General features: G+C 58.4%; 11 protein-coding genes. 6 read left to right on the forward strand and 5 right to left on the reverse strand.

The window, feature by feature from the left end; all coding sequences use genetic code 11:
- Positions 1-39: 39 nt before the first annotated feature.
- The 4 genes from IPM39_25190 to IPM39_25205 all read right to left on the reverse strand — a co-directional run bounded on the left by IPM39_25190 (position 40) and on the right by IPM39_25205 (position 5,575).
- The gene (locus IPM39_25190) at positions 40-576 is read right to left on the reverse strand and encodes a hypothetical protein (protein MBK8989316.1); all 537 of its coding nucleotides are present in this window, start codon (positions 574-576) and stop codon (positions 40-42) included.
- Positions 573-1,262 carry a (2Fe-2S)-binding protein gene (locus tag IPM39_25195; protein MBK8989317.1) on the reverse strand — a complete coding sequence of 230 codons (690 nt, stop codon included), beginning with the start codon at positions 1,260-1,262 and terminating at the stop codon, positions 573-575. The genes IPM39_25190 and IPM39_25195 overlap by 4 nt, the downstream gene beginning before the upstream one ends.
- Positions 1,259-3,073: an NAD(P)H-dependent oxidoreductase subunit E gene (locus tag IPM39_25200; protein ID MBK8989318.1), complete on the reverse strand. Its 1,815-nt coding sequence runs from the start codon at positions 3,071-3,073 to the stop codon at positions 1,259-1,261. The genes IPM39_25195 and IPM39_25200 overlap by 4 nt, the downstream gene beginning before the upstream one ends.
- 75 nt (positions 3,074-3,148) lie before the next feature.
- A complete protein-coding gene (locus IPM39_25205) occupies positions 3,149-5,575 on the reverse strand; it encodes a GAF domain-containing protein (GenBank protein ID MBK8989319.1) in 2,427 nt (808 codons plus the stop codon).
- A gap of 519 nt (positions 5,576-6,094) precedes the next feature.
- Between IPM39_25205 and IPM39_25210 the strand changes: the two genes are divergently transcribed.
- The 4 genes from IPM39_25210 to IPM39_25225 all read left to right on the forward strand — a co-directional run bounded on the left by IPM39_25210 (position 6,095) and on the right by IPM39_25225 (position 9,488).
- Positions 6,095-6,736 carry an ABC transporter permease gene (locus tag IPM39_25210; GenBank protein ID MBK8989320.1) on the forward strand — a complete coding sequence of 214 codons (642 nt, stop codon included), beginning with the start codon at positions 6,095-6,097 and terminating at the stop codon, positions 6,734-6,736.
- A 240-nt stretch (positions 6,737-6,976) separates the two neighbouring features.
- Positions 6,977-7,843 (forward strand): quaternary ammonium transporter, encoded by an 867-nt coding sequence (locus IPM39_25215; GenBank protein MBK8989321.1) that lies wholly within the window; start codon positions 6,977-6,979, stop codon positions 7,841-7,843.
- 51 nt (positions 7,844-7,894) lie between these two features.
- The gene (locus tag IPM39_25220; protein ID MBK8989322.1) at positions 7,895-8,851 is read left to right on the forward strand and encodes an ABC transporter ATP-binding protein; all 957 of its coding nucleotides are present in this window, start codon (positions 7,895-7,897) and stop codon (positions 8,849-8,851) included.
- 4 nt (positions 8,852-8,855) lie between these two features.
- Positions 8,856-9,488, forward strand: a complete 633-nt coding sequence (locus IPM39_25225) for an ABC transporter permease (GenBank protein ID MBK8989323.1) — start codon at positions 8,856-8,858, stop codon at positions 9,486-9,488.
- A 127-nt stretch (positions 9,489-9,615) separates the two neighbouring features.
- On the opposite strand, the gene IPM39_25230 is transcribed toward IPM39_25225, so the two are convergent.
- Entirely contained in the window at positions 9,616-10,611 is a 996-nt protein-coding gene (locus tag IPM39_25230; GenBank protein ID MBK8989324.1) for an SDR family oxidoreductase, read from the reverse strand.
- A 166-nt stretch (positions 10,612-10,777) separates the two neighbouring features.
- Between IPM39_25230 and IPM39_25235 the strand changes: the two genes are divergently transcribed.
- A complete protein-coding gene (locus tag IPM39_25235; GenBank protein ID MBK8989325.1) occupies positions 10,778-12,274 on the forward strand; it encodes a leucyl aminopeptidase in 1,497 nt (498 codons plus the stop codon).
- 222 nt (positions 12,275-12,496) lie between these two features.
- On the forward strand, positions 12,497-12,776 hold a 280-nt coding region (locus IPM39_25240), incomplete at its 3' end, for a carboxylate-amine ligase (GenBank protein ID MBK8989326.1).

The following is a 12,776-nucleotide window of genomic DNA, read 5'->3' on the forward strand; positions in this document are numbered from 1 at the left end:
GCCGTTTGCCTATGGCTAAACGGCCGTTTTTATTTTTGCTTACAGCAGGGCGACAGCTAAAATCACCAGGACAAAAACCAGCAGCCCCACGCCAACGGCCGTCAGGATTTGTTGGTCGCGGCGGCGGCTGACGGCCGTTTGGCGGGCCAATTCCGCCTGGCGTTCCTCTTCGACAGCCACTAATTCAGCCATGCGCCGCTGCGAGGCTTTCTCTTCTTCTTCTTTCAACTGGCGGATCTGCGTCTGGCGTTCATTCAGGCGGGCGGTGCGTGATTGGGCGTCCACCTTTTGCAGCATCGCAAAAATGTCCAGCGCTGCGCCGCAGGTGTGGCAATATTCGTCGCCGGCCCAATTGACAGCCTGACACTTCTGGCAGACCCGGGTGAGGGCTGCGCCGCATTGGCGGCAAATGGCCCGCGCTTCGCGGTGGTAGGTGTAACAGGCAGGGCAAATGTGCCCTTCCAACAAAAAATGGCTGCCGCAAGCGTCGCAGGTGATGTGTTGGTGACGGCCGTGCAGTTCCATAGGCGCCAGGCAGTTGGGGCAGGCTATCTCGGTTAGAGGGTCGTTGTTCATCGTTTCTTCTTTCCCAGTCGCGTCTGGTAAAAAATGTCGTCGGGGTTCATGCCTTGCTCCAGAAGCGCCTGACGTTTGGGCTTCAGCGCCCCGGTTGGGCACACGCCCACACACTGCCCACAAAAAACACAAGTCGTATCTGTCATGCCATCGCCCATGAATGTGCCGATGGTGGTGTGGTAGCCCCGGCTGTCAAAGCTCAAGGCAAAAGCGTATTGGGCATCCTCGGCGCACACCTGCACGCAGCGCCAGCAGTTGATGCACTGGTTATAGTCGCGCCGATAGAACGGATTGTCGTCGTGGATGGGCGATTCGCGGCGGGTGGCGTCTGGGAAGCGGGCGGCGTCCGCGCCGTATTCGGCCAGCAGGGCCAGAATGTGTGGCGCCTCGGCCAGGTTCACCGTGGCGGCCAGCATCTCCAGGATGGTGCGCCGGGTGCGGTGGACCGCATATGAATCTGTTTGCACCGTCATGCCCTCGCTGCAGGCGGTGACACAGGCGGCCGCTTGCACACGCCCGCCCGCTTCCACCGAACAGACGCGGCACAACCCGTTGGCTGTCAGGTGTGGATGGTAGCAGATGACCGGTATCTCGATGCCCAACTGTCGGGCGGCGTCGAGAATGGTGGTCTGAGCGGCGACGGTGAGGGAACGGCCGTTCATTGTCAATGTTACAGTTTCGCTCATCGTGAATCCTTATGGTTGCGGCGAAGGTGTTTTCTGTTGGGCAATTGAGTGCCTTGCGCGCCAACTGCTTGGACAGCGACCAGTTCCGGCCACAATTTGATGGCGCTAGTGATGGCTGAAGCGGCCGTTTGCCCCAAACCACACAACGACGTTTGGGTCATGGTGAAGCCCACATCCAACAAGGTTGCCCGGTCGCCGGGCTGGGCCGTGTGGGAGTGGGCGACGCGGCGCAAGATTTCCATCTGGCGCTGCGTGCCGATCTGGCAGGGGAAGCATTTACCGCAGCTTTCATGGGCGAAGAAGTGGCTCAGTTGGTAGAGAACATGGCGCATATCGGCCGTTTCGTCGAACACCATGACCACCCCGGAGCCAATGGGGAAGGCTTGCAGCCGCGCGTCTTCATAGGTCAACGCTGCATCCAACTTATCTGGTCCCACAAACACGCCGGCTGCCCCGCCAATCAACACCGCCTGAATCTCGTGCCCGGCGCGTATGCCGCCGCCCATGGCAATCAGCTCGCGGATGGAGACGCCAAAAGGTAGTTCGTACAAGCCCGGCCTTTCTACATGCCCGCTCAGGCAAAACCACTTTGTACCGGCCGACTCGTTGGTTCCAAAACGGAGCCATTCCTCCACCCCTACGCGGGCGACGGTGAGCGCGGCGATAAGCGTTTCGACGTTGTTGATGACGGTGGGCTGCTGGAACAGACCGTGTGTCGTGGGGAAGGGTGGCTTGATGCGTGGGAAGCCCCGCTTGCCCTCGATGGCTTCAAACAGCGCTGTCTCTTCGCCGCAGATGTAGGCCCCGGCTCCCAGACGCACTTCAATGTCAAAATGAAATCCCTGACGGCCGAACAGGTTGCGCCCCAGGTAGCCCTCTTCTTGCGCCCGCTGCACGGCGTGGCCGAGGCGCTGGTAGGCGCGGGGGTATTCGCCGCGCACAAAAATCCAGCCGTTGGCCGCGCCAACGACGTAAGCGGCCAGGCTCATGGCCTCGATCAGGCTGTAGGGGTCGCCTTCTAAGACGGCGCGGTCTTTAAATGTGCCCGGCTCGCTTTCGTCGGCGTTGGCGATGACGTGCTTCTCGGCCGGGTGGCCGGGCGCGGCGCGGGTGAATTTCCATTTGAGACCCAGCGGGAACATGGCTCCACCGCGCCCCAAAATGCTGCTGGTTTCCATAATCTGGATGATTTGCTCTGGCGTGTAGCCCATCGCCCGGCGCAGGCCGACGTAGCCATCGTGGGCCAGGTAATCTTTGAGGCTGGTGGGGTCAATTTTGCCAATGCGGTGCAGTTTGAGCAGGGTTGTGCCGTAGAGTCTGGCTTCGGGTTCGGGGTGGGTTCCGGCCAGGAAGGCGTCTACGGCGGCAGGGGTGAGGTTGCCGGCTGGTCGGGTTCCGTTTAGGCCGTTGGGGGCGTGTTCGCACATGCCCAGGCAGGGCACGCGCTCGTAGGTGAACCGACCGTCTTCGCTCGTCGCGCCTGGTTTTAGGCCCAATTTGCTTTCGACGGCCGTCGCCACATCATCCGCCCCATTTAGCGTGCAGGCCACATCGCTGCATAGGCGCACCACCTGTCTGGCCGTTGGCTGGTTGTAGAACATGGTGTAAAACTCCACCACGCCATGCACATCGGCCAGGGGGACGCGCAGGGTACGGCTGATGGCCTGTTGTATGTCGCGGGGCAGCCAGCCATAGAGGGCCTGGGCCTCGTGCAAGAGGGGAAGAAGGGCGGAACGGGAACGGCCGTGATACCGCGCCAACACCGGTTCCAAAAGAGTCAAATCAACTGCGTCGGTCAGAGGGCCATTCACAACTCACCTCTCAGGAAAAGCAGGGATGCTTCCCATTGTAAGCCATAACCGACCAATATCAAGCGAAACGGCCGTTTATGACCTGGACAGCGGCATCCTGTCGGGCAGCCGAATGTCAAATATCGCCCCGCCTTCGGCCCGATTGCGTACATTTACTTCGCCGTGGTGAAGCCCCACAATATCTTGTACGACCGCTAACCCCAAACCCGTGCCCGGAATCGTAGATTGGCTGGCATGACGACCCCGGTAAAAGCGATCAAACAAATGTGGCAGGTCTTCCGGATCAATGCCCACCCCGGTATCTTCCACTTGCAAGTGGATGCTGCTGTTTTGCCGGAATGTTTTGATCTGGATCGAACCGGCTGGCGTATAGTTGATGGCGTTTGCCAGCAGGTTTGCCACCACCCGCGTTAGCTGCGACCGCTCGCCAAAAACAGAAGGCAGGTCTGGATCGAGGGCGCTGGTCAGCATCAGGTTTCGGGCTGTGATCTGGCTGTCGTAATCATTCAGCACATCTGCGACCACCTGATTCAGATCGACCAGGGTGTAGTCTGCCTGGTGTAAGTAACTGGTTTGCCGGGATTCGTCGAAGATGTTTTCAACGAGATGTGTCAGCCGCAGGGTTTCTTGCTTGAGGATCTGCCGGTAGCGTTCGTGTCTTTCCGGTTTACCTTTTTCCAGCAAATCAAGATAGACGTTCATGTTGGTGATGGGGGTGCGCAGTTCGTGGGAGATGTCCGAAATGAATTTAGATTTCAGACGGTCTAATTCGGTAAGGCGTTCATTCATTTCGGCCAGTTCGCGGGTGCGTTCCATGACGCGGTCTTCCAACTGGGTGGCATGGGTGCGGAGCTGCTCGTACAATTGGGCGTTGTCTAGAGCCAGGCTGGCCTGGGCGGCAAAGGCTTGCAGCATCTCCACATGGTTCTGGTGATAATAGTTGGGCTGGCTTTTGGAAAGGGCGAACACGGCCGTTGCCTCGCCATGCACAAAAATCGGCACACCCAACCACGACCGGGTATGTGAAGCCGCTTTTTCTTTGAGCCAACCGGGATAGGTCTGTACGTCATCAATAATCAATGGCTGCCGGGTTTGCAAGATGTGCGCCAGGTTTGGCGTGTTTTTGAGATCAAAAGTCAGGTTGGCTACTCGAATCGCCACGTCGTGCCCAAACAGTTCGTAACCGCGAGAATTGGTCACATGAGCATGATCGCCGCGTATCAGAATGATGTTGGCCGTGTCATACGGCACCACCCGCGCAATCTGGTCCACGATAAGCGTCAGCACCTGGTCGAAATCCAGCGTGGAGCTAAGCGCCGCCCCCGTTTCTTGCAGCGCTTCCGCTTTTTCGCGCTGCCGTCTTTCAGCGTCGTAGAGCCGGGTATGTTGGATGGCAATGGCTAACGAGTCGGCAATTTCACGGGCAATGGCAATGTGTTCATCACGAAAAGCCCCCGGTTCGTTTGCGCCTAGATTCAACAGGCCGATCAGTTCGCCGGTGTTCACCATCAGCGGGATGTTTACATAGGCTCTGGTTCCCGTTTCATACAGCCACTCAAACACATTAGAATCGGTCTTGTATTGGCTCAGATCGGGCACGTAATGCACTTCGTTGCGCCGAACACTTTGCAATGCCTCTTCATTGTCAAATTGGAACTGAATGCCAGAATCCTGGGTGAGGACAATCTGTCCGTTCACGGTTATCATGTTAGTCATGCCCGTATGTTCTTCTAGCAGCATCACACTGGCGCGTGACCAGGGCACAATCTGGTGCAGGCGCTGCAAGGCGACCTGGGCCATTTGTTCTGGCGCGCGGCGCGAGAGAATGGCCTGATCAATGGCGTGCATGGCTTCCAGGCGCTCGGCAAACTGCCGCAGTTCGGCTTCCGCTTCTTTGCGCCGGGTAATGTCCAGTTTGATGGCGACAAAGTGGCTGACCTGCCCAGCTTCATCCAGGACGGGGGTGATGGTTTGTTCTTCAGTGTAGAGACGGCCGTCTTTCCGCTTATTCACCACTTCCCCATGCCACGGCTGCCCACTCAGAATGGTCTGCCACATCGCGGTATAAAATTCACGGGGATGATGACCAGAGCGCAAAATTGCCGGATTTTTACCAAGCACCTCAGACGCTTCGTAGCCGGTTAAAGTGACAAACGCCGGATTTACCCAAATAATGGCGCCCATTTTATCCGTAATGGTGATGGCGTTGGCCGCCGCTTCCAAAGCTGAACTTCGCAGTCGCAGTTGGCTTTCCACCCTGGCCCGCTGCTCAATTTCCTCAATCAACCGGTCTTGCATCTGTCCATTGAAGCGAGACGCTATCTCGACCAGCGCAAAAATCATAAAAAGCCCAAAACCGGTGTCCAGCAATACGGACCCCAAAGGGTGTTTGAGCAGGAATAGTTTGCTCAGTTCCAATATCAACAGCAAGACAATGCCTGCAAAGATGACCAATCGTTTTATCTGGCGGATGTCACGCGATGCAAATGTATTTCCTTTCATACCCCTTTTACAGAAGCCCCTGAGCTGTTGTTATCTCAAGAATGGGCGTGCTAGCGTTCCCTAAGCCTGCTCACATGAATAGTTTAGAAGAAGAAAAATCAGTCACAAATAGAAAATTAGTACCAAAGTCATATGTTTTCCAGACAGACGCCTGTTTTTTGTCATCTATGGCTAACATTAGCAGAACTGACAAACCAGGCGCTTTTTTCTATAATAGCATAATAGTTTAACTGTTCAGCCCCTCTCAGACCTGATCGATCTTCTAAACCGCTCAGGTGTGAAATAATGGAGATGATCATGACTTTGCCCGGTTCCAATTTTCGCACGCATAACAAGCGTCTTTCTCGGTTGCGCCTATCGCTGTCTGCTCTGCTGCCTGCCTGTGCCCAAAGCAGAGCGGCCGTTTATGTTCCTCTGCCTGTGCCAGTTCGATTTCCTATTTCCTCACCTAGCCATACAGCCAAATCCACCATCAACTTGATAAACCAACCAGTCCAAAGCTGCATTTAGGCTTATTGTATGCTCGCTTTATTATCAGAAACATTACAGTATGCCCAAAGCCATGCGGCCGAATTAAGCAAAGCTCTCGGCGATCACTTGCTGTTGGTGTTTATTTCTCTGGGCATTAGCATTGGCGTCAGCGTGCCTCTGGGCGTCTGGACCTCTCGATCACGCACTGCTTCTATGACCATCATCGCCGTTTTTAATGCTTTGCGCGTGGTTCCCAGCATCGCCATCTTGTTTCTGGCGATTCCTATCTTTGGCCTATCGCTCACGTCGGCCATTATTGCCCTCACCATTCTGGCCTTCCCGCCCATCCTCATCAATACCGATGCCGCTTATCGCACCATCGAGCCAGCCATCCGTGAGTCGGCCGCCGGCATGGGCATGACCGGGCGGCAATCCATGTGGCGCGTGGAGACGCCGCTGGCTCTGCCGGTCATTGTGGCTGGCATTCGCACAGCGGCCGTGGAGGTCATTGCCAGCGCTACCCTGGCGGCCTTCATTGGCATTGGCGGCCTGGGGCTGTTTGTGGTGCGCGGTTTTGCTCTGTACGACATTCCCATCTTGTTGGTGGGGGCAATTCCGGTGGCCCTGTTGGCCCTGACGGCCGATTTGCTCCTGGGCGGTGTGCAGCAGCGTTTGCAGCCACCCGGCTGACGCAAAAACCCTTTATGTTCTCGGCGGGAAGGTCGCCGTGTTCCGTATTCCGTGACCAGTTTTTCGTATGGGCTGGCTCCCACTGAACACTGAACACTGGATACTGGATACTGCCACCGGCAACGGCCGTTCCCGCTTAACCTATTTTATTCACCAGGTATGGCCGGTTGATAACCAACCACCAGCCCCAACTCATTTGCCAGGAGGCAAACTGTGAAAAAAACACATTGGCTATTAATAATGATCAGCGTCATCCTGACCCTGGGCCTCATTGGTTGTGGCGGCGGCGGTGACAAAACGATCACCGTCGCTTCCAAAGATTTTACCGAGCAGTTTGTTCTGGGTGAAATGTACGCCCAACTGCTGGAAAACGCCGGATACACCGTCCAGCGTAAGCTCAACCTGGGCGGTACGCCCGTGGCTCATCAGTCGCTGCTAGACGGCCAGATAGACGTTTACCCGGAATATACCGGAACCGGCCTGCTGACTGTCCTAAAACTGGGCGTCATGAACGATCCGCAGGCGGTTTACGATACTGTCAAGCAGGCCTATGCTGACCAGTTCTCGCTGGCCTGGCTGGACCCCGCGCCTATGAACAACACCCAGGCGTTAGCCATGACCAGAGCACGCGCCGCCGAGTTGGGCATCACCACCTTCTCAGACATGGTTGCCAACGCCAGCCAACTGGTGTTGATTGGCCCGCCGGAATTTGCCGAGCGCGAGGATGGCGTGCCCGGTCTGAAGCGGGTGTATGGCGATTTTGACTTCAAGAATTTCCTGACAGTAGACCCGGGTCTGCGCTACCAGGCTTTGCTCAACGGCGAAGCGGATGTGGTGGTGGCCTTTGGCACCGATGGCGAACTGGCCGCCTATGACCTGCTTTCGCTGATTGACGACAAGCGGCTGTATCCGCCCTACCAGGTCGCCCCAGTGATTCGCCAGGCGGCTCTGGACGCCAACCCGGACGTGGCTGGGATATTAAACGCCCTGGCTCCCTTGCTGACCGACGCTACCATGCAGCGCTTAAACAACGAAGTCAGCGGCAACGGCCGTGAACCAGCCGATGTCGCCAAAGAATTCCTTACCGCCCAGGGCTTGCTCAAATAGAACACACAGAGCCGAAGGGTATTCCCAAGCCCTTCGGCTCTCCACCAGCCTATGAGTACCATCCGTTTCGAGAATGTCAGCAAACAGTTTGCCCATGCCCCCCGCCTGGCTGTGGATGCTGTAAGCTGTGTGGTGGACGAAGGCAGCTTTGTCGTGCTGCTGGGGCCATCTGGCTGCGGCAAAACGACGCTGCTGAAAATGATCAACCGCATCTATGAACCAACGGCCGGAACCATCTACCTGGGCGAAGTTGACATTCGTCAGATGGATGCCACCCAACTGCGCCGCCAAATTGGCTACGTCATCCAGCAGATTGGCCTTTTCCCGCACATGACGGTAGCCAAAAATGTGGCCGTCGTGCCCGAACTGCTGCGGTGGGAGGCCGACCGGGTAGCCGCGCGGGTAGATGACCTGCTAACCCTGGTGGATTTGCCTCCCGACGAATACCGCGGCCGTTACCCTTCGCAGTTGTCTGGCGGGCAGCGGCAGCGGGTGGGCGTGGCCCGCGCCCTGGCCGGCGACCCCGGCGTCATCCTCATGGACGAGCCATTTGGGGCTATAGACGCCATCACCCGCAGTGGCCTGCAAGATGAGCTGCTGCGCCTTCAGCGCCGCCTGCAAAAAACCATTGTGTTTGTGACCCACGATGTGGAAGAAGCGCTGCGGCTGGCCGACAAAATTGCGGTGATGCGTGACGGCCGTATCGTCCAATACGACACGCCCATCAACATCCTCAGCCGCCCGGCCGACCAGTTTGTGCGCGACCTGATTGGCGCCGATGATGTGGTGCGCCAGTTGAGCCTGATCCGCGTGGCCTCGGCCATGGAGCCGCTGCCGCTGCCAAACGAGTCCAATGGCTGGCCGACGATTGGCTGCGACGACAATTTACGCCAGGCGTTGTCGGTGCTGCTTGGCTCCGCTGCGCCGGCCCTGGCGGTGTTAGACAACGGCCGTCCGGTAGGGAGGCTGACATTGGCGGGCATCCAACTCTCGGCCGGAGAAACGTAAGCGCATGGGCTACATCTTCAACAACCCCCTGATTATGCTGCGGCTGACCTGGGCGCATCTGACGATGACGGCCGTTTCCCTGTTTATCGCCACCATCATCGCCCTGCCGTTAAGCGTTGTCCTCTTTTCGCGGCCGCGCTTGTCGGCGCTTGTGTTGGGGATTTTGGGCGTCTTTTACACCATCCCCAGCATCGCCCTGCTGATTTTGCTGCTGCCACTATTTGGGCTGAATCAGACGGCCGTTATCGCCGCGCTGGTCGTCTACACCCAGATCATCCTGGTGCGCAACATGGTCGCCGGGTTGAAGGGTGTGCCCGCGCCGATTGTGGAAGCGGCCGTGGGCATGGGCATGAACGCCTGGCAGCGCTGGACGCGCGTTCAGCTTCCCCTGGCGCTGCCGGTTATCCTGGCCGGTGTGCGTATTGCCGCCGTCGTGGCTGTGGCCATCGCCACCATTGGCGCCAAGTTTGGCGCTGGCGGCCTGGGCACGCTGCTGTTCGACGGCATCGCCCAGAACCGCTACGACAAAATTGTCGCCGGTTCGGTGGCTGTGGCTCTGCTGGCGTTTGCGCTAAACCGTCTGCTCATCGCCGCCGAAGACCATTTTGATAGCGCCAAACGGATCAGCCCCAACTGAACACCGAACCCTGGTTACGACACGCTGCTGCTCCGGTCCCTGTTTCTCACTCCTCGTAAGGAACGAGATGTGAATAATTTACACGTTTAGATTGGACCAATCTCCAAGATTGGTCCAATCTTTCGTATCAGGCGTTGGCTTTGGCCCATAAAGCCAGCAGTTCCCGTTCTCGTTCTGGTGACAGCCCGTTGCGCCAGGTGTAATCGGCCGGGCGCGTGTTCAGCCAGGCCAGGGTATCTTGCGCCGTGTCCAACAAAGGGCGATAGGCCAGACCTGCCTGCTGCGCTTTGGCGCAGTCCACCGAACCGAACCCTTCCGCCTCCTCGCCGGGAACCCACAAGGGCAAATCTGTCCAGGGGACCACGCCCTGTTCGCGCAAAAAAGCTTCCTCCACCCAGATAATCTCCGCGTCAGTTGCAGCCGCCTGGCGGCAGGTTTGTAGTACCTCGCCGAGAGTCAGGCGGTCAGCGGGGCCGGTAGCGTTGAAGGGACCGCGCAGCTGCTGCGCCGCTGCCTGCACTGTCCAGGCCGCCAGGTCGCGGGCGTCTATGAACTGCACCAGCGCCTCTGGCCGGCCGGGAGCCAGCACAGCGCCGCCCTGCGCCAGTCGGTACGGCCAGTAACTAAAGCGGTCGGTGGGGTCATACGGACCCACGATCAGGCCGGCGCGCACGTGGAGGGCACGGCCGTTCATCGCCGCCGTAATCGTTTGTTCGCACAACACCTTCAACGGACCATACGTCTCCCCGTTCACCTCTTCTACTGTCTCGTCGGGCATGGTCGCCAGTGTATAGGCCTCATCCAGTCCCGCCTGGGCAAAGTCCTGGTAGACGGAAATAGTGGAAATGAAGGTGTAATGGGCCACCACGTCGGCCAGCAGCCGCGCCGAATCGCCCACCAGCCGCGGCGTATAGCCGCACGTATCAATGACAGCGTCCCACTGCCGCCCGCGCAGCGCGTCCAGACCGCCGTCGCGGTCGCCTTGCAGGTGTTCCACTTGTGGATACAGATCCGGGTTGCTTTGTCCGCGATTGAATAAAGTCAGTTCATGCCCGGCGTTCAGCGCCGCCTCTACCAGCGCCCGCCCGACAAAGCGCGTCCCACCGATGATCAGAAATTTCATACCGCACCTCCATTTTGGATTTGGATTTTGCAAGGATAGTGGAAGGGTGGGGATTTGTCTACCAGTGACGGCCGTTTCCCGGTACAATTCTATTCTAACTTCTTCACCCTTTGGACCTTACGTACCTTTGTGTTTTTGTATTCAATTCTTCCTATAAGGAGATCCCATGGACCTGAAAGTAACTCACGGCGGCATTCAAAACAGCCCGGCCGACACCCTCATTGTCAACTTGTTTGAGGACGTACAGATTCCCGGCGGCGCGACCGGAGCTGTGGACCAGGCGTTGGATGGGGCTATTGGCGACCTCATTGCCGCCGGCGATCTGAGCGGTAAGGCGGGAGAAACGGCCGTTCTCTATCCCCGCGGGGCCATTGCCGCCAAAAGGGTGCTGGTGGTGGGCCTGGGCAAACGCGAAGGGTTTGATCTGGAAGGTGCGCGGCAGGCGGCGGCCGCCGCGATCAAACGCGCCCGCGAATTAAAAGCCAGACATGTCGCCACCATCGTTCATGGCGCGGGCATTGCTGGGCTGCCCGCGGCGGCCGCCGCCCAGGCCACCATCGAGGGCACACTGTTGGCGCTGTACACCTATGACGCCGCCCGCCAAAGCCCGGAACCGCCTCACGCGATTGAGTCGTTGACGATTGTAGAGGTTGGCGGTGACAAGTTGGCCGAGATAGAGCGGGGAATGGTGACGGCCGTTGCCATTAATGGTGGCGTCACCCTGGCCCGCGACCTGGTCAACCTGCCGCCCAACGTCGCCACGCCGCACCGGCTGGCCACCGCCGCCACCCAAATCGCCGAAGCCTACGGCATGAACCTGACTGTTGGCGGGCGCAAATGGGCCGCCAAACACAACATGGGCGCGTTCCTGGCGGTGGCCCAGGGGGCCGGTTTCCCGCCCAAATTCATCGTTTTGGACCACAATGCCGACCGCGAAGATCTGCCGACGATTATCCTGGTGGGCAAGGGTGTTACATTCGATACCGGCGGCATCTCTATCAAGCCCAGCGAACGCATGGAAGCGATGAAATCGGACATGGGCGGCGCGGCGGCCGTGTTGGGCGCGATGAAAACCGTTGGGCAGCTTCATCTGCCTCTGCGGGTCATCGGCATTGCCCCCTGCACCGAAAACATGCCTGATGCCCACGCCTACCGCCCGGCCGACGTGATCACCGCCAGCAACGGCAAAACCATCGAAATCATTAGCACCGATGCCGAGGGACGGCTGATTCTGGCCGACGCGCTGGTGTATGCGCAGCGGTATGCGCCAACGGCCGTGATAGACCTGGCGACGCTAACCGGGGCTTGTGTGGTAGCCCTGGGCATCGGCATGGGGGCCGGCCTCTTCAGCAACGACGACGGCCTGCGCGACAAACTGCTGGCCGCCAGCCAGGCTACCCATGAGCGCCTCTGGCCCCTGCCGCTGTGGGACGATTACCAACAGGCCATTAAATCCAACGTGGCCGACATGAAAAATTCAGGCGGCCGGATGGGCGGCGTTGGCACGTCGGCTATCTTCCTGAAGCAGTTCACCAATTATCCCTGGGCGCATCTGGACATCGCCGGTATGGCTCTGGCGGAGCGGGAAAAAGGATATGTTCCGGCTGGCGGCGTCGGCTTCGGTGTGCGCCTGCTGGTGGAATTTCTGCAAAACTGGGGCTGACGGAATCAGGTGTGGGGCGAGACAGCGCGGGAAAATGCCGTCTGCTGCGGCTGTTTTCTGCCCGCGCTGTCCCGCCCCTACCAACCACCATGACAAATGGAGAACTGCGAACGCCAGTTTCCCCGCTTGCGTCAGCGCCCAATCCCAACTAAACTATTCCCTGTTACGATTTATCCCACAACCCACGGCAAGACCAATCTAATAGAACCAGGAGAAAGGAACATGTCTGTGCCCACCCCCCCATTAACTTTAGGCGTTGAGGAAGAATATCAGATCATTGATCCAGAAAGCCGTAATCTGTTCTCGTACATTAGCGAGCTGATTTCGCAGGATCAATCACGGCCGTCTAGCCTGAATCTGAAGCCGGAATTTATGCAGTCGCAGGTGGAAGTTGGCAGCCACGTCTGCCGTAATGTAAAGGAAGTGCGCGCCGAAGTGGTGCGCTTGCGCCGGGCGGTCAGCGAGATGGCGACAGAAAATGGGCTGGCGATTGCCGCTGCTT

Source organism: Candidatus Leptovillus gracilis (genome assembly GCA_016716065.1).
GTDB classification, from domain to species: Bacteria; Chloroflexota; Anaerolineae; order Promineifilales; family Promineifilaceae; genus Leptovillus; species Leptovillus gracilis.

Bases quoted from the DNA above. Each gene is read 5' to 3' on its own strand.
- IPM39_25225 (MBK8989323.1), top strand. From the start codon at position 8,856: ATGGGCTACATCTTCAACAACCCCCTGATTATGCTGCGGCTGACCTGG.
- IPM39_25230 (MBK8989324.1), bottom strand. From the start codon at position 10,611: ATGAAATTTCTGATCATCGGTGGGACGCGCTTTGTCGGGCGGGCGCTG.
- IPM39_25195 (MBK8989317.1), bottom strand. From the start codon at position 1,262: ATGAGCGAAACTGTAACATTGACAATGAACGGCCGTTCCCTCACCGTC.
- IPM39_25210 (MBK8989320.1), top strand. From the start codon at position 6,095: ATGCTCGCTTTATTATCAGAAACATTACAGTATGCCCAAAGCCATGCG.
- IPM39_25235 (MBK8989325.1), top strand. From the start codon at position 10,778: ATGGACCTGAAAGTAACTCACGGCGGCATTCAAAACAGCCCGGCCGAC.
- IPM39_25220 (MBK8989322.1), top strand. From the start codon at position 7,895: ATGAGTACCATCCGTTTCGAGAATGTCAGCAAACAGTTTGCCCATGCC.
- IPM39_25190 (MBK8989316.1), bottom strand. From the start codon at position 576: ATGAACAACGACCCTCTAACCGAGATAGCCTGCCCCAACTGCCTGGCG.
- IPM39_25215 (MBK8989321.1), top strand. From the start codon at position 6,977: ATGATCAGCGTCATCCTGACCCTGGGCCTCATTGGTTGTGGCGGCGGC.
- IPM39_25205 (MBK8989319.1), bottom strand. From the start codon at position 5,575: ATGAAAGGAAATACATTTGCATCGCGTGACATCCGCCAGATAAAACGA.